Below are 23,431 nucleotides of genomic sequence, written 5' to 3' on the forward strand. Positions count from 1 at the left end.
TGAACACAGGAGATCGACAAATGCGTATGACACAGGTGGCAGCCGCGGCGCTGTTCTTGAGCTTGCAGGCCCAGGCGGGCACGTTCCAGCAGACCGGCACCGGCATCGAGGTGCGGCCCGACACCGGCGCCAAGGTAGTGCGGCTGAACCTCATGAGCGACAACATCATCCAGGTGGTCAAGCTCGCCCAGGACAACAAGAGCCTGACGCCTTCCTTGATGACGGTGGCCACGCCCTGCGCCGACAAGTGCGCGTTCACGGTGGCGCCCGGCGCCGACAGCGTCCAGCTCAAGGCCGGCAAGATCGCCGCCACCGTTTCGCTGAAAGACGGGCAGGTCCAGTTCTTCGACGCCGCCGGCAAGCGCTTCCTGGCCCAGGCCAGCGAATCGATGACGCCGGTGAACGTGGGCGGCAAGCCCTTCCTGGCGATCAAGCAAGGCTTCAACCACGGCACCAAGGATGCTTACTACGGTCTCGGCCAGCACCAGAATAACCAGATGAACTACAACGGCGAAGACGTGCTGCTGGCCCAGCACAATATGATCGCCGCCGTGCCTTTCGTGGTCTCGGACAAGGGCTATGGCCTGTTGTGGGACAATAATTCGATCTCGCGCTTCGGCGACGCCACGCCGTATGACCACATGTCGCGCGACCTGGTATTGCGCAGTCCTGATGGCAAGCAGGCCGGCCTGACGGCGCGCTACTACGTCGACGACAAACTGGTGCTGACGCGCCAGGAAAAGGACATCGACTACCAGTACCTGAAGGACGTGGACGAGAACTGGCCGAAGGAGCTCAAGCCAGCCAAGGACCTGAAGAACGTGCGCGTGGTGTGGGAAGGCACCATGACGAGCGACAAGCCCGGCGTGCACAAGATGCAGCTGTACTCGTCGGACTACGCCAAGCTGACGGTGGACGGCAAGGAAGTGATGGACGTCTGGCGCATGGGCTGGAACCCGTGGTACCACAACTTCGAAGTCAAGTTCGACAAGAACCGGCCGGTCAAGCTGCACCTGGAGTGGAAACCGTCGGGCGGCATGGTGGCCATCACCCACAACAACCCGCTTCCAAGCCCTGAACGCCATTCGCTGACCATGTCGTCCGAGATCGCCGAGGCGATCAACTACCACGTGATCAGCGCCGATAGCATGGATGGGGCCATCGCCGGCTACCGCCACCTGACCGGCCAGGCGCCGATGATGCCGAAGTGGGCCTACGGTTTCTGGCAGTCGCGTCAGCGCTACGAAACCCAGCAGCAGCTGCTCGACGCCCTGGGCGAATACCGCAAGCGCGGCTGGCCGCTGGACAACATCGTGCAGGACTGGTTCTACTGGCCCGAAGACGGCTGGGGTTCACACGACTTCGACAAGACCCGCTTCCCGGACCCGAAAGGCATGGTCGACGCGGTCCACAAGCAGAACGCGCGCATCATGCTGTCCGTGTGGGGCAAGTTCTACGCCAACACCGACAACTACAAGGAGTTCGAATCCAAGGGCCATATGTGGACCAAGAACGTCGAAAACGGTTCGCGCGACTGGGTCGGCAAGGGCTACCTCAACAGCCACTACGACCCGTATACCAAGGAAGCGCGCGACATCTACTATCGCCAGCTCAAGACGAAGCTGGTCGACCTGGGCTTCGACGCCTGGTGGATGGACAATACCGAGCCTGACGTGCTGTCCAACAGCCGCCTGGAAGACTTCAAGGAGCTGATCGGACCGACCGTCTACGGCGCCGGCGAAATCACCTTCAACCCCTACAGCCTGGTGAGCACCGGCGCCATGATCGACGGCTTGAAGCGCGACCAGCCGGATAAACGCCAGTTCATCCTGTCGCGCTCGGGCTTTGCCGGCATCCAGAGAAACAGCGTGGCGGTATGGAGCGGCGACACGGTCGGCCGCTGGAACAACCTGTACGACCAGATCGCGTCGGGCACCAATATGTCGATGTCGGGGGTCCCGAACTGGACCCACGACATCGGCGGCTACGCCCAGGAGGTCCGGTTCCAGACCGGCGACGTTGGCTCGGCCCAGGAAAACCGCGTCACCAGCCGCGCCAAGGCCAATCCGGAAGACATGGAGGAGTGGCGCGAGCTGAATCACCGCTGGTTCCAGTTCGGCGCCTTCACGCCGCTGTTCCGTTCGCACGGCGAAGTCGTCAAGCGCGAGATCTACAACATCTCGGCCGGTGACGACGCCATGCGCGACAATATGGTGTGGTGGCTGAAGCTGCGCTACCGCCTGATGCCGTACATCTACACGGTCGCGGCCGACACCCACTACCGCTCGGGCACCATGATGCGCGGCCTGGCGATGGATTTCCCGAACGACGACAAGGCCAAGAACGTCAAGGACCAGTATATGTTCGGCCCATCGTTCCTGGTCGCCCCGGTCTACGAGTACAAGGCGCGCCAGCGCCAGGTCTACCTGCCTGCCGGCGCCGACTGGTACGACTTCCACACCGGCGAGCGTCACCAGGGCGGCGCGACCCGCACCATCCAGGCGCCGCGCGAACGCATGCCACTGTTCGTCAAGGCCGGTTCGGTGATCACCACGGGCCCGGTGACGCAATACGTCGACGAGAAGCCGGATGCACCTGTCACCGTCAACGTGTATGCCGGCGCGAATGGCGTCGCGACGCTGTATGAAGACGATGGCGTCAGCAACGGCTACCAGCGCGGTGAAGCCAGCCGCATCCGGATCAGCTACGACGACAAGAGCGGCGTGGTGCAGATCGGCGAGCGCGTGGGCCGCTACGAGGGCATGGTCGAGAAACGCGAGTTCCGGGTGCGCCTGATCAAGCCGGGCGTGTCGACCGCCGCGAACATGGACGGCGCCGACAAGTCGGTCGTCTATGACGGCAAGCCGGTCAGCATCAAGCTGTAATCCTGCGCCGGGCACGTTCGCGTGCCCGGCTTTTTCTCCAAGCCCATGAAAATCATCTCATACGCGGCGAGCGTGCTGCTGGCGGGGCTGCTCCAGACGGCACCCGCCTGGGCGCTCGCGCCGATCGCATCCGACCACGAGCACCTGCAGTACACAGGCCGCATCGATACCAGCGACCCACGCGCGCCGGTGCTGAGCTGGCCAGGCACGTCGGTCACCGCCAACTTCACCGGCACCTCGCTGGCCATTGTCCTCGACGACCAGCACGGCAAGAATTTCTATAACGTCTTCCTCGACGGCGACACCGAGCGTCCGATCATCCTGCAGCTCGACAAGGGGAAGAAGAGCTACCTGGTCGCCAACGGCCTCGCGCCGGGCCCGCACCGTGTGCTGCTCACCAAGCGCACCGAGGGCGAGGAGGGCGCCACCGTGTTCCTCGGCCTCGAGCTGGACGACAGGGCGGGCTTGATGCCGCCGCCGCCGCGGCCGGGCCGCCGCATCGAGTTCTTCGGCGACTCGATCACCAGCGGCATGGGCAACGAGGCGCCGGACGACGGCGAGGACCACCACGGCAAGGACAAGAACAACTACCACTCCTACGCCGCCATCGCCGCGCGCCAGCTCGGCGCGGAGGCGCATTTCACGTCGCAGGGCGGCATCGGCATCATGATCAGCTGGTTTCCGTTCACGATGCCGGACTTTTACGACCAGCTGAGCGCCGTCGGCGACAACGACAGCCGCTGGGACTTCAAGCGCTGGACGCCAGAGGTAGTGGTGGTAAACCTGATGCAGAACGACAGCTGGCTGATCGGGCGTGACCACAAGCTGCGGCCGGAGCCGAGCGCAAAGCAGCGGATCGCGGCCTACCAGCGTTTCGTGACCCGCATCAGGTCGCTGTATCCGAAGGCGTATATCGTCTGCGCGCTCGGCAGCATGGATGCGACCAGGGCCGGCTCGCCCTGGCCGGGCTATGTCGAAACCGCCGTCAAGAACCTGCGGACAAAGGGTGACGCCCGGATCGACACGCTGTTCTTCCCGTTCACGGGGTATGGCAAGCACCCGCGGGTGGCGCAGCATCAGGCCAATGCCGACCTGCTGACGGCGTTCGTGCGCAAGCGCATGGGATGGTAGTGCGGGGGCCGGGGGCGGTGCTATCATCGCGCCCTCAGTCAAGAAAGACGCACATGCTCATCATCACCATCAAGCAGGGCAAGGAAAAATCGATCCTTGCCGGCGACCCCTGGATCTACCCGTCCGCCATTGAAAAAGTCGAGGGCAAGCCGCACGAGCGCAACAAGATCGGCGTGACCGCGCTGGTGCAGTCGTCATCCAGGAGCTTCCTCGCGCGCGCCGCCTACAACGCCAAGTCGCAGATCGCGGCCCGGGTCTGGACACTGAACGAGGGCGAGGCGATCGACCATGCGCTCGTCAAACGGCGCGTGCAGGCCGCAATCGAGCGCCGCATCGACACCTGGCGCGCGATTGGCCCGGACGCACTGGTCCAGCTGATCGATGGCGAAAAGGATGGTTTGCCAGGCCTGCTGGTGCAGGGCTACGGCGGCGCGGCAGGCTACCTGGTCTGCCAGTTCAACGCCGGCGGCGTCGATTTGTGGAAGGTGCCTGTCGTGCAGGCGCTGCTGGCGGCGACCGGTTGCCCGAACGTCTACGAGCGCTGCGACGCGCTGGTGCGCAAGGGTGAAGGCCTGCCGTTCGCCCCGGGCGCGCTGGCCGGCGAGGAGCCGCCACAGCGCCTGATGGTGCGCACCCGGGAAAGGCTGGCGCCGATGGATATCCGCACCGGGTTCACCTATCCGCGCTAGCGCCTGGATCAGGCCAGCGCTTCCTTTGCCGCCTCTTCGGGCGTGAGCGATTCGTAGAACTGGTCGGTGAACCAGTCGATCTGCTCTTCGATATGATCCTGGGCCTGCTCGACGGTAGCACCGCCGGCGACCAGGAATCCTTCGACTTCGATGCACCACTGGATGAATGCCAGCGTTTCCTCGTCCAACTCTTCTTTTTTGGCCATGCCTTACCCTTTGCGTGCTGCGTGATCGCGGACCGGTGCGGTCCGCAACCGCAATTTTACCGTAGAGGGACGGCCCGAATGATTGTTTGAACGCGATTGCTCGATGAGAAATCCTCGGTCGACACATCGCTCATTCGGCCAACACGACCGCATTGCAGGCCGCTGCACGAAGATCGTGTACCTGCGCGAGCGATCCCACGGCCGACGCTCATGCCCCTGACCTTGGCCGGTTTCTACCGGGCGCTCGTCAATGTCCCTTCGTTGCACGAACGCTAATGGTCCATGACGGTGCAAGCTTGACTTCCGGGGAGGGTATTCCAGGCCTCCATACAGGGCCATCCGGCGTGGTACTCGCCGATGTACACACGCTCAGGACAGATGTTGAAACGAAATAGGAACGGGCGCGGTCCTGGACGGGAAGAGGGAATCCAGTGGCGAATTCCTGGGATATGGTCGAGAGTTTGACATCGTCGATGCACTGAACCTGCGAATGCCGCACTCATCGGCAACCGGGGAATGGCGTTTGTGCGTCACCATGTGTTGTTACTGAGCGGCATTTTTTAGTTGGTAAGGCGTGCGCAGTGTGACATTCGGATAGTATTGCGAATCGATATTGTTTCCTTTCGTCATCTTATCTTATCTGGCTACTCACTTGCCCATGCCTGACATCGAACGCTCCCATTACAAACAAGCTGACCGCCTCATGCTGTACATCCTATGGGGTCTGTTCGTGATGTCTCTCGCGCTGACGGCGATGAACGACACGATGAAGTGGGCGTTGATTGTGGGGCTTCCAGCCGCGCTCATTCCGACCGCATTCATCGTCGCGTCAGGGGGTACGCGCCTGACTGCATCGGTTGTGGCAGTAGCCGTCATGGTGTTTGCAGGCCTGCACATTCACCAGGCTGCCGGCATGAACGAGCTGCACTTCGGGATTTTCGTGCTGCTCGCATTCCTGCTCTGCTACCGCGATTGGCTCATAGTCGTAATCGCCGCGACGACGATCGCGCTACACCATGTGAGTTTCAATTATTTCCAGGAGCTTGGTTACGGTGTTCGGTGCATGTCTGAGCCAGGATTCGGACGGGTCCTCGTGCATGCTGCTTACGTCGTCGTCGAGACGGGTGTGCTTTGCTTTCTCTCGATCGTGTTGAAACGGGAAACCATACAAGCAGCTGAACTGACGACAACGGTTGCGGCCCTGTCGGGTAAGCATGGTGTGATCGACCTGCGCAGAAACCCACATCAAGCAGCCAGTCCTGCGGGAAGTGCTCTGCAACAGGCGGTCGTCGCGATGCATGGGGCAATGGAGCGCGTACACAAAGGCGTTGAAACCATCGCCGCCGCATCGCGCGAAATCGCGACCGGCAATCTTGATCTGGCCGAGCGTACCGAACGCCAAGCAAGCTCGTTGCAAGGCACCGTGGCATCGATGGAATCATTGACTTCGCGAGTCCAGCTGAATGGAGAGAGCGCACGACGTGCCAATGAACTGGCGATCTCCGCATCGGACGTGGCGCTGTGCGGGGGGGAGGTCGTTGCACGGGTGGTCGAAACAATGACATCGATTAATGAGTCATCGAAACAGATTGTTGAAATTATTTCCGTAATTGATGGCATTGCGTTCCAAACCAATATTCTTGCGCTAAATGCGGCCGTCGAAGCGGCGCGTGCTGGCGAGCAGGGGCGGGGGTTCGCTGTAGTCGCTGCCGAGGTACGCACGTTGGCGCAGCGATCGGCTGGTGCAGCGAAGGAGATCAAGCAGCTGATCAGTGACTCGGTCGGCCGCGTTGATATCGGATCCCGACTGGTTGACCAGGCTGGCGCCACTATGCATGAGATTGTCGACAGCGTACGCCGCGTCACCGACATGATTGGCGAGATCAGCACCGCAAGTGTGGAGCAGGAATCCGATATTATCCAGATCAACCGTGCCATTGCCAACATGGACACTTTTACGCAGCGCAATGCGGTTCAGGTAGAAGAAGCTGCTGCGGCGGCACGGTCCCTGCAGGATCAAGCCGATGACCTGACCCGCGTCGTTGGCGCGTTTGTATTGGAAAGCACGTGTGCGCCGTCCATTGGCGCAAGTAAGGCAGGTCGCCCGGACCTGATGGAACCTCTCCGGCCCACGTCGTCATTGCTCGCCATGCGGGAATCGTAACCGGGTTTCGACGCAACACGGGCTTACGTGGCTTGGGACGCCGTGCCCGATCCCAAGCACGTTGATCCATCATCGAGCGCGACGATCGGCTTAAATCCATTGCGCGCTGCTTTATAGAAGCGCACGAGGGTAAAAGCGTTGGGCGGATCGGTGACGGCCAGCGCGCGCTGGCGGTCCGTCACGGGCGCTGGCCGCCCAGTCATCGATGCGCGCGCGCCTATCGACGACTGCCTATTCCTTGTGGGCGTACAGGTGAGTGGAAGTCGGGAAAGTCATACGCGCACTTTACCGCGACCGGGTCGCGGTCGAGAGGTAGCGCGATTGCCAGAAGCATGGCGTGGCGAATTGGACAACGCTGGCGAGCGCGGCTGGATAAAAGCCGCTGATAATCCCGGCCCATGACTTTCGTTAGCGACGCGTCCAACTGCATCTTGTCAGCGTAAGTCGTCTGGTAACCCTGTTTTACAGGCCGACCGGCCGAACTTGACTCTTGCAATGAACGCACTTACCAAACATGACCTGACCTGCGGGGCGGCGTTTCGCAGCCCGACCCAGAACCACGCACGCGACGTGCTGGCACGCGGGGCCAACGGGCTCTGGACGCGGTCGCTCACACCGCCGGGAACGCATGGACCCGGGGCCCGCGCTGAAACCATAATCCCTAGTGAACGCCGTGCTGGCGGCTACGTTCCCGGTCGGGCTGCATGGAGCGCCTCGCGCAACTGGTCACAGGTCGAGGAGGTGCCCGGACCGGAAAAACATGGTGGGCGCCCAAACCCGGCTGTCGGCGACGCCGGGTGCCGACTGCTCGAGCGGCAAGCGCGCCTTCGACACGTCGTTCGTGTTCTAGAACGCCGCCCGGCTGTGCATCCTGCCAAACGGGACCGCCTGCCAGTCGGTACGGCGCGATCTGGAAGCCGGTGCTTTCTGCCTGATCGACGCCCACTGGCAACGGCGGTTCGCCGCCTGGAGCCTGCCGGCCCAGGACCGCTTCAGCGCTAACAGCTTCTGTCCCCGATGCGACCAGCAGCGACGCCTATGCCAGGACACCGTCCTACCATACACTGCGCACTACGCTGCAGTTGACATTCCAACCGTTCAACCTCTACATAAAGGTGAAAAAACGATGCGTATCCTTCTTGCAGCAACCCCGGCCACCGGGCACGTCAGTCCGATCCTCGCGGCCGCAGGCATCTTGTTTGCCGCCGGTCACGAGGTTGTCGTCACGACGGCCAGCGCTTTCCGCGACAAGGTGGAGGCGACCGGCGCCCGCTTCGTCGCCTTACCGGCCGGTGCCGACATGGACTTGTCGGATATCGACCGCCACTTCCCCGAGCGCAAGACCTTGCCACCTGGCCCGCCTCAACTGGCGTTCGATTTCCAGCACATCTTCATCGAAACGATCCCTGCGCAGTTCGCTGGCCTCGAAGCGATCCTGAAGGATTTCGATGCGCAAGCGATCCTGGCCGACAATATGTTCGGCGGCTGCCTGCCGTTCCTGCTGGGCGCCCGGGCGCGGCGCCCGGTGATCGCCGGCCTGGGCGTCACGTGCCTGATGACGCTGCGCACCGACGGGGCTCCGTTCGGCCTGGGCCTGCCGCCGGCTGGCGACGCGGCGACGCTGCAGCAATACGCCGCCATTGCTGCCGAGGTCGACGCGCAGCTGATGACGCCCACACGCCGCCGCGTGGACGACATCCTCGAGCGGCTCGGCGCCGCGCCGCTGCCGCGCCCGTTCCTCGATGCGATGACCAGCCTGGCCGATGTGTTCCTGCAGCCGTCGGTGCCCGGTTTCGAGTTCCCTTGCATGGAGCGCCCGGCCAACCTGCATTTCATCGGCGCGCTGCCCCAACCGCCCGCCGCACCGCTGCCGCCTGGCCTGCTTGCCGCCGTGACCGGTGACAGGCGCGTCGTGCTCGTCACGCAAGGCACTGTCGCAAACCACGATCTTGGCCAGTTGATCGGGCCGACCCTGACGGCGCTTGCCGGACGCGACGACGTGTTCGTGCTCGTGGCCACAGGCGGCAGGCCGCAGTCCGCCGTTCCGGTGGAGGTGCCGCGCAATGCGCTGGTCGCCGAATTCCTGCCGTTCGAGGCGCTCATGCCTTATCTCGACGTCCTGGTCACGAACGGCGGCCATGGCGCCGTGATCCAGGCCGCTTCCCATGGCGTGCCCCTCATTGCGGCTGGCACCACCGAAGACAAGCTGGACGTCAACGCGCGGATCGCCTGGGCCGGCATCGGCATCGACTTGCGCACGGACACGCCGGGCATCGACCAGCTGCGTGCTGCCATCGGCACCGTGCTCGAGGAGGCGAACTATCGCCAGCGCGCACATGCGCTCGCCAAGGAATACGCCGCCTACGATGCGAAGGGGCACCTGTGCACCTTGCTCGAAGGCGCCGCGGTGCGGCACGGATGAACAGCAGCGTGAGCGTCAGGGTGGGACGATCACCAGCCGCGCACAGGTCAGTCTGATCGCGACTGCGAACTGGCCCGAACCGGTCCAGGTTGGCGGCGTACGATTGTCGGGGCTGGGCCGGGCCACGCTCGTGGAATCCTGCTGATCCGCACGTGGCCGCAGCCGGGCGACATCGGCGAGCAGGATGGGCCCAGGGACGCCGGCAAAACGGCTTCAGCGGCTACCGCGCTGTTCGGGACGCAATCGAACCTGGTCGCGCCTCTCGGGATATTTCAACTGCCTTACTGACTATCCGGCACAGAAGGCGCTAACCGGGCGGCGTCGTTCTGCGTCATCGGTGCGCGTAACAGTCTGAAGACCGCCAAGGTCTTCTTGCGGGTTACGAACGACGACCAGCCGGATTGTGTTGGCAGGGTCGACTAGGTCCTCGAAATGCGTGGTGCCGTGTTCGCTGGCCGTGCTCACTTTGATCTTGCGTACGACTTGTAGCGCTTGTCGACGTTGGCCGCGACCTTGTAGCCGAAGTAGGACTTGCCGTGCTTCTTCGTCGAGCGCACGTCCCTATCTTTCTGGCGCCGTTTGGCAGGCTTCCAGTCGGCCGGCATCGCGCCGTCGCTGTCGGGGGTCTTCTTTTCCTTGCTCAGCGGCCGCCTGGGCCCCTGCACGATGCTCGGGTCAATCATTCGGCCGCCGCGCGCAAGTAGCCGTGCATGGCCAACTGGCGATCGATGCATCGAAATGCCCTCGCTGGCGCCGGCTTGGATCAGGCGCTCCTTCAACGTCAGCTTGTTGTTCGATCCGGGATCTGGCTGCTGGCGCGCAGGCCAACGAAGCGCTGAAAGCTCAGGCAATCAAGCAGCTGGAAGTCCATCTTACGGTCGGTGGCCGGGCGAGGAGGTGTTCAAGGGATTGCATCAACGCGCGAGGGGAGGCACAGGAAATCGACCAATGCGCGCAGTGCCGACGAATGCTGGCGCCGCCCAGGGTAGTACATGAAGAAGCCAGGAAAACGAGGTGACCATTCGGGCAGCACTTGAATAAGGCTGCCTTCGCGCAGCTCTTTTTCAATCGTGGACTCGACAATGGGCGCGACCCCGACACCGTCGAGTGCCGCCGCGATCATCATGTCGTTATTGTCGAGGACGAGCGGGCCGTCGAGCTGCAAAGCGAAAGTCTTCCCGTCCTTCTCGAATTCCCATGGATACAAGGTGCCGTTCGAGCCGGCGCGAAAGCTGATGCAGCGATGCTGCAGCAAGTCCTTCGGTGTTCGCGGGGCAGGGTGAGCTGCCCAGTACGCAGGCGACGCGACGATCGCCGACCGCAAGTCTGGCGTGACGCGCACGGCCACCATCTCTTTGGCCACGCTATCCCCCAGCCGGATGCCGGCGTCGTATCCCTCCTTCACGATATCGACGAAATGATCGTTGATCGCCATCTCGAGCCGGATGTCCGGATAGGTGCGAGTGAACTCCCCGAACCGCCGCGCGAGCACCATCTCGGCGGCCAGATACGGCGCGTTGATACGGACCTGACCGCGTGGATGGTCGCGAAATGCGTTCACGCTGTCGAGCGCAACGCCGATCGCCTGCAGGGCCGGTTCGACCTGGCCGTAGAAGACTTGCCCGGCTTCGGTCAGGCCGACCTGCCGGGTTGTCCGGTGCAGCAGGCGCACGCCTACGCGTTGTTCAAGAGACCGCAGTGCGTGGCTCAATGCCGAGGGGGTAACACTCAGGACGGCGGCGGCACGGCGAAAGCTCCTTTCGCGCGCTACCAGCACGAAACCCGTCAATTCGAGCACGGTGGAAGGGGCTACATTGGTGAGCATGGTTCATCATTTCATTGATTTTCACCTAGCTTATCTTTAATGGCCAGTCTGTGTACAGTGCAGGTTCAAACCGAACATTTATTAAATTCAAATGAAATTCGCTATGACCAAAGCAAACTCAGAGCGTCTGCTCGATAAGGTAACGATCGTCACGGGCGCCGGCAGTGGAATAGGCGAAGCGTCGGCGCTCGCCTTTGCCCACGCGGGTGCGAAGGTGGTTTTAGTCGGCCGCCGGGAAGCGCCGTTGGCGGCGGTGGCTGAACGCATCGGGAGGGTCGGCGGCGACGCGCTGATCGTTCCGGCCGACATATCGCGTCCGGGCGACGTCGACATGGTAATGGAGCGCGTCATTGAAAAATTCGGCCGAGTGGACAACCTGTTCAACAACGCCGGTATTCAGGGCACAGGAGGGAATATCGTCGACATGGACGTAGAGAGTTTCGATGAGCTCATAGCAATCAATCTGAAAGGGCCCTGGTTGATGACGCGCGCTGCGCTGCGCGTCATGATTGCCTCGGGTACTTCGGCGTCAATTGTCAATACATCGTCGTTTTTGTCCACCGCCGCAACGGCGGGAACATCTGCCTATTCGGCCAGCAAGGCCGGGTTGGACGCGATGATCCGCGCGATCGCTCTGGAAGTAGGCGGTCACGGCATTCGTATCAACAACATCAACCCCGGCGTGATCGACACGCCCATGCTCCGGGCGCACGGCGACGCGGTGATCCCACCACTAGCCACGCGCGCCGCGCTGGGAAGGATAGGTACACCCGCCGACATCGCCGACGTCGCGGTCTGGCTGTGTACCGACGAGGCGCGCTTCATCACCGGCCAGTCTATTCTGGTCGACGGAGGTTTTACGATTCCAGGTCCGAGATAAACGCGCGCATCGAGCGGTGGACGGATGGCGACTTGGATCTGAGACTCGGCCAAATCGGCCAAGTCGTTGGCGTAGTCCATCTTGATCAGCTCCTTGCGGGCGACGACGCTGCGGCACGTGGTAGCGGCATTCCTCGGCGTGACTGAGCGCAGCAGACGCGGGTCCTCAACACGTACTCGGCCACAGCCAGCACGGCGTTTCACGATCAACCGCGCAGGAAGGTGACCGTCCGCAATGGGGCGACAGCGCAAGTTCAGGAAGAACGGCCCCGCGCAGGTGGCAGCCATTTCCATGAATGACGGGGCTGTCAGGCGTGCTCGGACTATGTATGATTAGTTTGCTCATCCAATGAGCGCATAAGACCCGCACTTCGCGCGCGCGGTCGGATGCTTACGGATTCCGGCTGAACTGCAGCAGATACACGTCGTTCTCGCGCAGGGCCAGCGTGGTGCGCAGGCGTCCGTCGGCAGCCACCGTGAGCGCCTGCCGGCGCGCGGGCCTGCCGCTGGCCTGGGCCTTGAGCGTCGCCACCTGGTCGCGGCTCAGCTGCTTGGGCGAGCCCATGCCGATGTACGCGGTGAACGCGTCATTGCGCTTGTAGCCGACTTCGGACACCGTCATCGTGTAGGCGCCTGGCGTCATGCCGCGCAGGGACACGGCGACCTGGCCCTTGTCCTCCGGGGGCAAGTCCTTGATGAAGAACTGCTGGTTGTTGACCCCCTTCGGCAGCGTATGCGTGTAATCCCAGAGCAGCAGCTGGGCATTGCCATCGTCGTCGACGGTGGCCCAGGAATCCTGGTCGGCGTTCTTCAGTTCCGTGTGACCGAGCTGGTTGAGGAACTGGTAAGCAAAGTAGGCCGGCTTCTTGATGCCCTGCGTGTTCATCAGCCCGAAGCCGCCGTGGAAGGCCTCGAAGCGCGGGCCCGGTTCCTCGAAGATGTCGGTAAACACCCAGTACGACATCGACTGGACAGCGCCGCTGCTTTGCTTGAGCTTCCTGAGGATGTAGGCGGCCTGGTGGTAGCTGTCGTGGGTCGGGTCGGCCGGTGTATACGATGAACTCCATTCGGTGTAGTGCAATTCGAGCTTCGGCATCGTCGATGCCGTGATCTCCTTGCGGTTCTTGAGCACGTCGCTTGCGACCGCCATGTCGTCCGTGCTGAGCACCGTGCCCTTGGTGCCGAATTCGTCGAGGTAGCCTTCGCCCACGCCATACGAATGGGTGCTGACGAAGTCCAGCGGCACCTTGTGCTTGTCGGCGTAGGCGATCATCTCGGGGATCCAGGCCGCGCCGGCGGTGGCGGGGCCGCCGACCCGGTACGACGGATCGACGCGCTTGACGGCGCGCGCCGCGTGGGCGTACAGCTTGAAGTACTCGGCTTGCGTGCCGGCCCAGAAGCCGTCCAGGTTGGGCTCGTTCCACACCTCGAAGTACCAGCTTGCGACTTCGTGCTTGCCATAGCGCTCGGTCCAGTGGCGAACGAGCGCCTCGACCAGCCGCTCCCACTGGCCGTAGTCGCGTGGCGGCGTGACGTTACCGCGCCACCAGAAGATGGTCTTGGCGCCGCTGGCCATGGCGTTCGGCATGAACCCTAGCTCGACGAAGGGCTTGATTCCGATGCCGAGCAGGTAGTCGAACAGGGCGTCGATGTACTGGAAATTGTACTGTTCCTTTCCCTGGGCGTCGATTCTGTAGACGCCCATGTCGTCGGTCAGCAGGCCATGCATGCGGATGTAGCGAAAGCCCGCGTCGCGCCGGATCTCGGCCAATTGCTGCTGCCAGTCGGCGCGCAGGCCTTCGTTGGCGCGGCCGGCGCCGACCGAGAGGTTGAACATGCGATCGAGCTGGCCCTTGGCCTGGGTGACGTCGACGTCGATGCTGCGCTGCTGCGCCAGGACGGCCAGCGGCAAAGCCAATACGGTTGCGACGACAGCGCTGAAGAGGCGCTTATGCTTCATGGGTCAACCCTCCGAGGATGAACGCGACGAAGGTCCAGCATACGCGGCCCTGCCGCCCTTGGGGCGGCCCATGCGGATTGTTGAATCATTCGTGCCGGCCGTGTCAGGTTTTTCCTCGGCGTCGGGAGCGCCGGCCAGCGACGCGCGGAAGGCCTTCGGCGTGCAACCATACTCTTCCTTGAACAGCTTGTTGAAGTAGGAGACGTTGTTGTAGCCGACCGTGTAGGCGATCTCGGAGACGGTCGCCGATCCCTTCTCGGCCAGCAGCCGCGCCGCCTCGGTCAGGCGCAGCTTGTTCAGGTAGCCGGTGAAGGTGAAGCCCAGTTCGGCCTTGAGGATCTCGTTGACCTTGTTGCGGTTGACACCCGCCGCCTGCACGAGCGACTCCAGATCGAGGTCGGCCTCGGCATAGCGGCTGGCCATGGCGTGCAGGATCGCGACCTTTTCGCGGTCGCGCCGCGGTTCGAGCGCGACTTCGAGCGAGAGCTGCTGGCAGGCCACGATCGGCAAGTCCTTCTGCAGCTTGTCCTGCAGGTCGGCGCGCAGGGCCCGCGCGTGGGCGCGGAAGAACCACAGGCCGAAGAGAGCCCACGCCAGCAGCAGCGCCACGCCGGGCGCGACGACCCAGCGCAGGTCGCGGCCGTGCAGCGTCAAGGCGCTGACGTCGACCACCAGCGGCACATCGCGCGGACTCTGGAAGGTGCTGCCGATGGCCAGCTTCGGTACCTGGTCAAGGCGGTAGGACTGGCGCGACAACGGCAGCCCCGAATGGGCGAACCACCACTGCGGTGTCTCCATTCGGGTCAGGTCGAGTTCGAGCCGGCTGCCGCGCTCGCTGCACGAAAAGAAGCTCGAGGGCGAGCGGTAGCTGGCCAGGTCGTCGCGCCGCGACAAGCCTTCCTCGAACGTCGGCGCGACCAGCGCCAAGGTGTTTGCCGGTGCGCAGGTGGCGACAAAGGACACCGAGGCGTAACGCGTCAGGTCGGCATGCGCCAGTTCGCCATCCGGTCCGAGGAAGAACAGGTCGGCTTCGGCGTAAGGGTAGCTCGTGCCGCTGGCCACATTGAGCGCCAGGCGCAGGCGCCGGCCGTCGTCGAGCACCTCGACGTGCGACGCGCCGCCAGCCGAGGCGTCCCCCCCGGGGCGGATCCGCCAGCCCGCCTGGGCCTTGGCATCCCCGGCGCCGGTCAGCAGCGCGACTTCGAGGAAGCTGCGCTGGTAGCCGGCGAAGCCGATTACCAGGCTGGCCGCCGCCAGCGCCAGGCACGCCAGCAGCGCCTGGCGATGAAACGCGTGCATCGGCCTGTCAGCGTGCGCCGGCCGCGAACTCGCGCGCCGGCAGGCGCACCGTCACCGTCTGGACCGGCGCGTCGGCGGCAGTGGCGAGGATGACCCGATACTCGCCGGCCGCGATCTTCCAGCGGTTCGACCTGGCGTCGAACACGGCCAGGGTGCGTGGATCGACGCTGACCGTGCTGGCGCGGCGGGCCCCGGCGTCCAGGGCCAGCTTGTCCCAGCCGCCCAGGCGCTTCGGCGCTTCCCAGCCGGCATCGACTTTCGACACATACACCTGCGGCACCGCCTTGCCGGCGCGCGCGCCACTGTTGAGGGTGTCGAAGTTCACGCGGATGCCGCCATCGGCCGCCTCGGCTTTCAGGTTGGTGTGGGTGAAACTGGTGTACGACAGGCCGTGGCCAAAGGCGAACAGCGGCTTGTGGCCTTTCAGGTCGAACCATTTGTAGCCGACCGCGGCGCCTTCGATGTCGTAGTCGACGTCGAAGCGGCTGTCCTTGGGCAGGCCCAGGCCGTCGAGCTTCACGCGCGGCAGCTGGTTTTCGGACATCGGGAAGGTCTGCGGCAGGCGCCCGGAAGCATCGATCTCGCCACTGAGCACGCGTGCGATCGCCTCGCCGCCATTCGTGCCCGGATACCAGGCCTGCACCACGCCCGCGACCTGGTCGATCCACGGCATGGTCACCGGGGTGCCGGTCTGCAGCACCACCACGGTGCGTGGATTGGCCTTCGCCACGGCGGCGATCAGCGCATCCTGCGCATTTGGCAGCGACAGGTTCGGCACGTCGTTGGCTTCCGAAGTCCACTGGGTCGCGAACACCAGCACGACGTCGGCGCCGGCGGCGACCTTCGCGGCGCCGGCGGCGTCCTTGCCGTCGTGCCAGTCGAGTTTCGCCTTGCTGCGGCTGGCCAGTGCCTGCATCGGCGAGCCGGGCAGGTACACCATCGGGCCTGGCCAGGTGGCCGGTCCCTCGTTCGGCACCGCCATGCCGCCGCGCGGATAGACCTGGGCCGAGCCACCGCCCGACAGCACGCCCTTGTTGGCGTGGCCGCCGATGATGGCTATCCGCTTGAGGCCGGCCCCCAGTGGCAGCACGTTGCGCTCGTTCTTGAGCAGCACGATGCCCTCCTCGGCGTCTTCCTGCGAGATGCGGGCATGGGCCGCGTAGTCGATCTCCTTGCCCCTGTCCTTGACCGGATGATCCAGCACGCCATTGCTCGCCATGGCCCACAGGATGCGGGCGACCATGTCGTCCAGCCGCGCCTGCGGCACATGGCCGTTTTCCACCGCCTCTTTCAGGGCGCCGTCGAAGTAGGGCGACTTGTCGAAGGGGTAGCCCGACTGCTGGTCCAGGCCCGCCAGCGCTGCGGGAATGGTCGAGTGCACGGCGCCCCAGTCGGACATCACATAGCCCTTGTAGCCCCAGTCGCCCTTGAGCACCTTGTTGAGCAGGTGATCGTTCTCGCAGCCATAGGTGCCGCCGATACGGTTGTAGGAACACATGACCGAGCCCGGGTTGCCGCGCTCGATGGCGATCTGGAACGCGAGCAGGTCGGACATGCGGCCGGCCGCATCCTGGATCTTGACGTTCAGGTGGTTGCGGCCGGTCTCCTGGTCGTTATAGGCGTAGTGCTTGACGGTCGAGACCACGCGGTTCGATTGCACGCCGCGAATCTGCTCGCCGGCCATGACCCCGGCCAGCAGCGGGTCTTCGCCGGTGTATTCGAAGTTGCGGCCGTTGCGCGGCTCGCGCGCCAGGTTCACGCTCCCGCCGAGCATCACGTTGAAGCCCGACATGCGCGCTTCCTTGCCGATCATGGCGCCGCCCTTGAAGGCCAGTTGCGGGTTCCAGGTGGCGGCGGTGGCGATCCCGGCCGGCAGCGAAGTGCGCTCGCGGGTGTGCTTGCCCGGCTGCGAGGCCACGCCGATGCCGGCGTCGGTCAGCCACTGCGGCGTGATGCCGAGACGTTCGATGCCCTTGATGTAGCCGGCCGACTGGGCCAGCGAACCGGCGGGCGGCTGCTTGCCCTGGTGCTCGGCGCCGAACTGGCCGAAGACCATGCCGATCTTTTCGTCGATGGTCATCTGGCCCACCAGCTTGGCGGCGCGGTCCTGGTGGGCGTCGGGGGCGGCTTGCGCGCACTGGACGGCGCAGGCCGCGGCGAGAACGAGGGCCCAGCGGCCGGTCGGCAAAGCGTGATGCATTCTTGAGTCTCCTTTTATCATTGTGTACTTCTCTTGCTACAGGCTACCACCAGGCGGCGTAGACGATCACCAGCGCCAGGCAGATGATGGCGGAGCCGAGCGCGAAGCCCGGCTCTACCTTGAACATGCGTGCGTCGACCTCGACGAGCTTCGCGTGCTCGGCTCCCTTCTTGGGGAACAGCTTGCTGATGACGATCATGCCGATCACCACGAACACGAATACGACGCCCATCCGGTCGAGGAAGGGAATTTCGTGGATGCCGGCGGCATTCGGCACCGCAAAGCCGACCGGCGCCAGGAACGACAGGTCCATCGCCCCGGGCAGGAACTTGAGGATGATCGAGGCCACGAAGCCGCCGATGGTGGCGAACATCGCCGCCGCGGCCGTCGCCGGACGCCAGAAGAACCCGAGCAGGAACATGGCGAGGATGCCGGGCGAGACGAAACCGGTGTATTCCTGGATGTACTGGAAGCCGCCTTTCTTGTCGATGCCCATGAACGGCGCGATCAGCACCGCCAGCAGCATCGCCACCACCACCGTCACGCGTCCGATCCACACCATGCGGGTTTCCGAGACGCCCGGATTGACCAGCTTCTTGTGGATGTCGAAGGTATAGATGGTCGCGATGCTGTTCGCCTTGCCGGCCAGCGAGGCCACGACGGCCGCCGTCAGCGCGGCGAAGGCCACGCCCTTCAGGCCCGTGGGCAGGAGGGCCAGCAGCACCGGATAGGCGCGGTCCGGATTGACGTCTGCGCCGCTGCCCATGGCGCCGGCCAGCGCGCCTTGCTGGTGCAGCACGAAAGCGGCAATTCCCGGCAGCACCACGATCACCGGCATCAGGAGCTTGAGGAAGGCGGCGAACAGGATGCCCTTGCGCGCGGTATGCAGGTCGGCGCCGAGCGCGCGCTGGATGATGTACTGGTTGCAGCCCCAGTAGTTCAGGTTCACGATCAGCATGCCGCCGATCAGGATCGAGATGCCGGGCAGGTCGAGGTAGTTCGGATTGTCGCGTGCGAACACCATGTCGAAGTGGCCGGGCGCGGCGCCCAGCAGGTGCTGCAGTCCGCCCATGGCGCCGCCGCCGCCGTTGTGCCGGGCCACCAGCTCGAGCGCGAGCCAGGTGGTCACCAGGCCGCCCAGCACCAGGCACAGCACCTGGATCACGTCGGTATAGCCGATCACCTTCATGCCGCCCAGCGTGATGACGGCCGCGAACACGGCCAGGAACAGCATGCAGGTCCAGATGTCGATGCCGGCAATCGAGCCGATGGCCAGCGCGCCGAGGTAGAGGATCGAGGTCAGGTTGACGACGACGTACAGCGACAGCCAGAACACGGCCATGATGGTCGCGACCGATCCGCTATAGCGTTGCGCGAGGAACTGCGGCATCGTGTAGATGCGGTTCTTGCGGTAGACCGGCATGAAGAACACGGCCACCAGGATCAGGGTGAAGGCGGCCATCAGTTCGTAGACGGCGATCGCCATACCCATCCGGAAGCCCGAGCCGCTCATGCCGATGAACTGCTCGGCCGAGATGTTCGAGGCGATCATCGAGGCGCCGATGGCCCACCAGGTCAGCGAGCCCTCGGCCAGGAAGTAGTCGTGCGAGGCGGAGGTGGAGCGCTGCTTGCGGCGGTACACCCACAGGCCGTAGCCGGCCACGACGATGAAGTAGACAAAGAAAACGAAGGTATCGAGCGAGGAAAAAGTCGTGTTCTGCATGGAGCGGATCCGGAAAACGAGAGCGCGCGCCCGGCGCCCCGTCCGAAGAGGACGGGGCGCCGGACGCGCCAACCTTAGAACGACACGCCGAGACGCACGCTGTAGCGCGGCCCCGTCACGAACCACGCCCGGCCCTTGTCGCCGATATGGTGGGTCATGATCTGCTTGTACTTCGCATCGGTCAGGTTCTGGGCCTGGAAGTCGATGCGGTAGTTGTCGTTGAACTTGTAGCTGACACCACCGTCCAGCTGGCCATAGTCGTCGGCCCAGAGCGGCAAGCCCCATGCGACCACGTTCTGGCCGAAGGTCGGGCTGTCCGGGTTCGTGTCCACGCCATTGGTGCCGTTGGTGCCGTTGTTGTTGTTGCCCAGCAGGCTCTTCGAACGCCAGCTCCAGGCCAGGCGCGCCGACCATGGACCGCGGTCGTACAGCAGCGCCAGGTTGTACGAGTTGCGCGACATGTATTCGAGCGGCAGGTCGCCGAAGGTGCGGCCATCGGTGTCGCAGCCGTTCAGGTTCAGGTTGAGGTTGGCCGCGTTGTTGCCGGCGCCGCACCACGGCGAGAACACCGGGTTGTACAGGTCGCGCTTGGTCTTCACGTGGGTGTAGTTGGCCTGCACCCCGAAGCCGGCCAGCCAGCCGGGCAGGCGGTCGAAGTACTGCTGGTAGGCGAGCTCGACACCGCGCGCGCTGCCGCGCGCGCCGTTCACCGGCGTGGATACATTGAAATCGATTACACGTCCGGCCGAGTCAGTCAGCTGGTAGAAGGAACTCTGCTTGATGATGATGTCCTTCAGGCGCTTGTCGAACAGGCCCACGGTGAACGAGCCGGCCTTGGCGAAGTACCATTCCGCGGTCAGGTCGATATTGCGCGAGGTGACCGGGCGCAGCAGCGGATTGCCGACCGCCTCGCCGGTATGGCCCACCGAGGTGACGTTGGTGACCTGCTGGGCGCCGGTGCCGGTCGTGGTGCTGGTGACGTTCTGGCTCAGCGTCGTATATGCCTGCAACTGGTCGAAGTTCGGGCGCGACATCCCCTTGCCGATGGCGAAGCGGAACTGCAGCTCGTCGCTGGCTTTCATGCGCAGGTTCAGGCTGGGCAGCCAGTTGTGGTAGCTGTTCTGGTAGTCGGCGCGGCCGGCGAACGGCGCGATGACCGGCACTGGCAGGCCGGTGGCGCCGCCCGGCGGGACCAGGAAGGTCGAGTTGTAGACGGTGTAGCCGAACGAGTCCGACTTGGTCTTCACGTAGCGCAAGCCGACATTGCCGTCGACGGGGAAGCGCAGGTCGTCGAAGCCGAAGCGCAGCTGGCCATACATGGCGCGGGTTTTCTCGGCCTGCTCATTGTCGCCCGACGGGTTGGCTTCACCGAATGGGGCCGGCGCCCACGGGGCGCAGGTGTTGCCGGCGTCGGCGCACAGGATGTCGTGGAAGCCGTGCAGCTGGGCGTAGCTGCCGGGGAAGCCGGCGGTGACCGACGCTGCCGGGAAGATGATCGCCGGGACGCTGGCGTCGCCGTTGAAGAAGTTGTTGAACTGGTTGACCGTGGTCGGCGCCTGGAAGCGCGGGTCGCTCAGGTAGGCCAGGTTATTGATCTGCCACGGCATCATCCAGCGCTGCGAAATGCCGACCCAGTGGTAGCTCGGGTTGGAATTGATGGTCTTGGCGTCGCGGTCGGTCAGGCGCACGCCGATGCGCAGGTCGCGCAGGATCGGGCTGTCGAAGTCATACTTGACGTCGCCTTTCCAGGCCTTCTGCTCTGCCACGCTGCGGTCGAGGTGCTCTTGCGAGAAGGCCCAGAAGAAGTTCTTCGGGTCGCTCATCGCGGCCGCCTGCGCCGGATTGAAGGTGATGCGCGGCAGCGAGCCGCTCACGTCCAGGTTCAGTTCAGGCATCAAGGTGCCCAGCGCCACGGTCGAATCGAAGCCCTCCGAGCGCGCCTTCACGTGCTGGAAGTCGGAAGTGAAGGTCCAGTTGCTGGCCGGCTTCCATTCGATGTTCCACGCGATGTCGGTCGTGACCGAGTCGCGCGTCGCGGTGCGGCCGTTGTTGGCGTACTCGATGCTGCCGGCGGTCGGGTTGGTGATGGTGCCGCTCAGGAAGCCGCCGTTGGCGTCATATACGCCGTTCGACACGCGCAGGTCGGTCGGGTTGCCTTCGGCCGAGAACAGCGCGTTCTCGTCCCAGCGCATATCGTATTTCGAGCGGAACCAGGTCAGGTGGCTCTTGAGTGTATTGTCCTTCTTCCACTGCAGCGCCCCATACGTGCCCTGGCGCTTGCGGTCGAAGTCCAGCGTGCGCCACTGCGCCCCTTTCGGGATCCACACGGTGCGGCCCGGCTCGGCGCCGGCCACTGGATAATAGGGCTCGACCTGGAAGGCGTCGGTGCGCGTGACACTGCGCGAGCTGGCGAAGTTGACCAGGGCGCCGATCTCGCCGATGCCGGTCTTCCAGCGGTTCGAATACAGGATCGAGCCGGCAGGGCGGGCCTTGCCTTTCTTGAGTTCGGAATACGTGCCTTCGATGCTGCCCGAGATGCGCTGGCCCTTGATGTCGAAGGGCAGGGCGGTGCGCAGGTTGACCAGGCCCGAGATGCCGCCCTCGATCTGTTCGGCCGAGGGGTTCTTGTAGACGTCGACGCCGGCCATCAGTTCGGGCGGCACATCTTCGAAGTTCAGGGCGCGCCCGCCGGTGGACGAGAAGGAATCGCGGCCGTTCAGTTCCGAGCGGACCCAGCTCAGGCCACGGATCGACACGCCCGAGCCTTCGACCGAGAAGTGTTCGGGATCGGCACGCGACATGGTGCGGTCAATGGTCACGCCCGGCACCCGCTGCAGCACTTCGGTGATGGATTTATCGGGGAGCTTGCCGATGTCCTCGGCGACGATCGAATCGACGACCTCGTCGGAATTCTTCTTGAGTTGCTGTGCGTTGTCCAGCGCGGCGCGCTGGCCGGTGACCTGGACTACCTGGGGCGCGCTCGGGGCCGCGCTCGCCGCCGGCGCGACTTGCTGCGCGCAGGCCGCGGACAACCAGCACAGGTGTGCGACGCCCACGGCGATCGCCGACTTGTTCAACTGTCTCATATTGTGTCTCCGTCTTTGTTTGAAGGACCCATCTGCGGGATCCCTTTCTTAGGGTATTACGCGGGGCGCAAGCATGGTGACGCGCGGAGCCTGACGACCTGTCAGTAAATATAACACCTAATGTTAGGCGCAATCATTCGGTTTTGCCTGAGCTGTTCAAATATTTATTAATAACGTTGTATTTCGATGAAATCGTTATCATTTCGCGCGGTCCAGCGCATCTGCATCACGACGGCGCCGGACGGCGGGCGAATTCATCAGCAGAACGGACAAGGGAGCGGGGACGGTATGGAGGGCGACGCATGCGCGTGACGGCGGCCGCATTGTATGTACATCAAGGCCGCGGCGAGAAGATTAGCACGACATTGGCGGTTCAATTCTCACCCTATGTCACGCAGAAAGTGTTGATATTGGGTAAAATACTTATTTTTCCGACTCATCATTTCATATATATTTCTTATATATCTCACGTTCAACGGATATTGCAATGAAACATACCTCATATATCAAGAGTCGCACTCTGTTGAGCGCTGGCATGTTGGCCGCCGTGCTGGTCCTGGCGGCCTGCAACAAGAAGGCCGACGTCGATGCGTCGCCGGCCCCGTCCGATCCGGCGTCGCCGGCCGCGGTCGCCGCGCAGAATCCCGATCCGCACGCCGCGATCGTGCCTGAGCCGACCAATTCGCCGGAAACGGTTCCCGGCACCGGTCCGGCGGAAGGCGGCACCGCCATCGGCGGCGTGGTCGCCGGCCAGGACGCGGGCAAGCCCCGCGACAGCGGCGCATCCGAACCGACCGGTGGCGATGGCGCCACCCAGGCAACGACGCCGCCGGCCAGGTAACACGGCCGTTGGTGTAAACACGCGCACGCCACTTTTCGGTGGCAGCGTCGCAAGGGGATAAGCATGCCGGGGCCTCGACCCCGGCACATCCTTTTGCTGCGTGCGCGATCCATTATCAGTA

15 protein-coding genes are annotated in these 23,431 nt (G+C 63.9%); 7 read left to right on the top strand and 8 right to left on the bottom strand.

Translation table 11 applies throughout. The features are described 5' to 3' along the window. Positions 1-20: 20 nt before the first annotated feature. The 3 genes from AC56KW_RS22395 to AC56KW_RS22405 are packed head-to-tail and all read left to right on the top strand — an operon-like array spanning position 21 to position 4,705. Positions 21-2,885 carry a glycoside hydrolase family 31 protein gene (locus AC56KW_RS22395; RefSeq protein WP_497172855.1) on the top strand — a complete coding sequence of 955 codons (2,865 nt, stop codon included), beginning with the start codon at positions 21-23 and terminating at the stop codon, positions 2,883-2,885. 45 nt (positions 2,886-2,930) lie between these two features. Next, positions 2,931-4,016 (top strand): SGNH/GDSL hydrolase family protein, encoded by a 1,086-nt coding sequence (locus AC56KW_RS22400; RefSeq protein WP_497172856.1) that lies wholly within the window; start codon positions 2,931-2,933, stop codon positions 4,014-4,016. 53 nt (positions 4,017-4,069) lie between these two features. Further along, positions 4,070-4,705 carry a class I SAM-dependent rRNA methyltransferase gene (locus tag AC56KW_RS22405; protein WP_497172857.1) on the top strand — a complete coding sequence of 212 codons (636 nt, stop codon included), beginning with the start codon at positions 4,070-4,072 and terminating at the stop codon, positions 4,703-4,705. 8 nt (positions 4,706-4,713) lie between these two features. Here AC56KW_RS22405 and AC56KW_RS22410 read toward each other — a convergent pair whose 3' ends face one another. Continuing rightward, entirely contained in the window at positions 4,714-4,911 is a 198-nt protein-coding gene (locus AC56KW_RS22410; RefSeq protein WP_497172858.1) for a hypothetical protein, read from the bottom strand. Between the two features lie 658 nt (positions 4,912-5,569). On the opposite strand from AC56KW_RS22410, the gene AC56KW_RS22415 reads away from it, so the two are divergent. Together AC56KW_RS22415 and AC56KW_RS22420 are read left to right on the top strand one after the other, a co-directional pair. Beyond that, positions 5,570-7,075: a methyl-accepting chemotaxis protein gene (locus AC56KW_RS22415; RefSeq protein WP_497172859.1), complete on the top strand. Its 1,506-nt coding sequence runs from the start codon at positions 5,570-5,572 to the stop codon at positions 7,073-7,075. Positions 7,076-8,201: 1,126 nt separating this feature from the next. Further along, positions 8,202-9,497, top strand: coding sequence for a glycosyltransferase (locus AC56KW_RS22420; protein WP_497172860.1), 1,296 nt, complete (start codon positions 8,202-8,204; stop codon positions 9,495-9,497). Positions 9,498-9,958: 461 nt separating this feature from the next. On the opposite strand, the gene AC56KW_RS22425 is transcribed toward AC56KW_RS22420, so the two are convergent. Together AC56KW_RS22425 and AC56KW_RS22430 are read right to left on the bottom strand one after the other, a co-directional pair. Further along, positions 9,959-10,180 (bottom strand): hypothetical protein, encoded by a 222-nt coding sequence (locus AC56KW_RS22425; protein ID WP_497172861.1) that lies wholly within the window; start codon positions 10,178-10,180, stop codon positions 9,959-9,961. Between the two features lie 218 nt (positions 10,181-10,398). Further along, positions 10,399-11,322: a LysR family transcriptional regulator gene (locus AC56KW_RS22430; protein WP_497172862.1), complete on the bottom strand. Its 924-nt coding sequence runs from the start codon at positions 11,320-11,322 to the stop codon at positions 10,399-10,401. Positions 11,323-11,425: 103 nt separating this feature from the next. On the opposite strand from AC56KW_RS22430, the gene AC56KW_RS22435 reads away from it, so the two are divergent. Beyond that, the gene (locus tag AC56KW_RS22435) at positions 11,426-12,202 is read left to right on the top strand and encodes an SDR family NAD(P)-dependent oxidoreductase (RefSeq protein ID WP_497172863.1); all 777 of its coding nucleotides are present in this window, start codon (positions 11,426-11,428) and stop codon (positions 12,200-12,202) included. A gap of 390 nt (positions 12,203-12,592) precedes the next feature. Here AC56KW_RS22435 and AC56KW_RS22440 read toward each other — a convergent pair whose 3' ends face one another. From AC56KW_RS22440 to AC56KW_RS22460, 5 genes are all read right to left on the bottom strand, one after another. Further along, positions 12,593-14,161, bottom strand: coding sequence for a GH39 family glycosyl hydrolase (locus tag AC56KW_RS22440; RefSeq protein ID WP_497172864.1), 1,569 nt, complete (start codon positions 14,159-14,161; stop codon positions 12,593-12,595). 3 nt (positions 14,162-14,164) lie between these two features. After that, the gene (locus AC56KW_RS22445) at positions 14,165-15,460 is read right to left on the bottom strand and encodes a helix-turn-helix domain-containing protein (RefSeq protein ID WP_497172865.1); all 1,296 of its coding nucleotides are present in this window, start codon (positions 15,458-15,460) and stop codon (positions 14,165-14,167) included. A gap of 7 nt (positions 15,461-15,467) precedes the next feature. Continuing rightward, positions 15,468-17,660, bottom strand: a complete 2,193-nt coding sequence (locus AC56KW_RS22450; protein WP_497172866.1) for a beta-glucosidase family protein — start codon at positions 17,658-17,660, stop codon at positions 15,468-15,470. Between the two features lie 43 nt (positions 17,661-17,703). Continuing rightward, a complete protein-coding gene (locus tag AC56KW_RS22455; RefSeq protein ID WP_497172867.1) occupies positions 17,704-19,383 on the bottom strand; it encodes a sodium:solute symporter family transporter in 1,680 nt (559 codons plus the stop codon). 74 nt (positions 19,384-19,457) lie between these two features. Beyond that, positions 19,458-22,469, bottom strand: coding sequence for a TonB-dependent receptor (locus AC56KW_RS22460; RefSeq protein ID WP_497172868.1), 3,012 nt, complete (start codon positions 22,467-22,469; stop codon positions 19,458-19,460). A 487-nt stretch (positions 22,470-22,956) separates the two neighbouring features. Between AC56KW_RS22460 and AC56KW_RS22465 the strand changes: the two genes are divergently transcribed. Further along, positions 22,957-23,310, top strand: a complete 354-nt coding sequence (locus AC56KW_RS22465) for a hypothetical protein (RefSeq protein WP_497172869.1) — start codon at positions 22,957-22,959, stop codon at positions 23,308-23,310. Positions 23,311-23,431 lie beyond the last annotated feature (121 nt).

The organism is Telluria sp. RT2P19 (assembly GCF_059685725.1).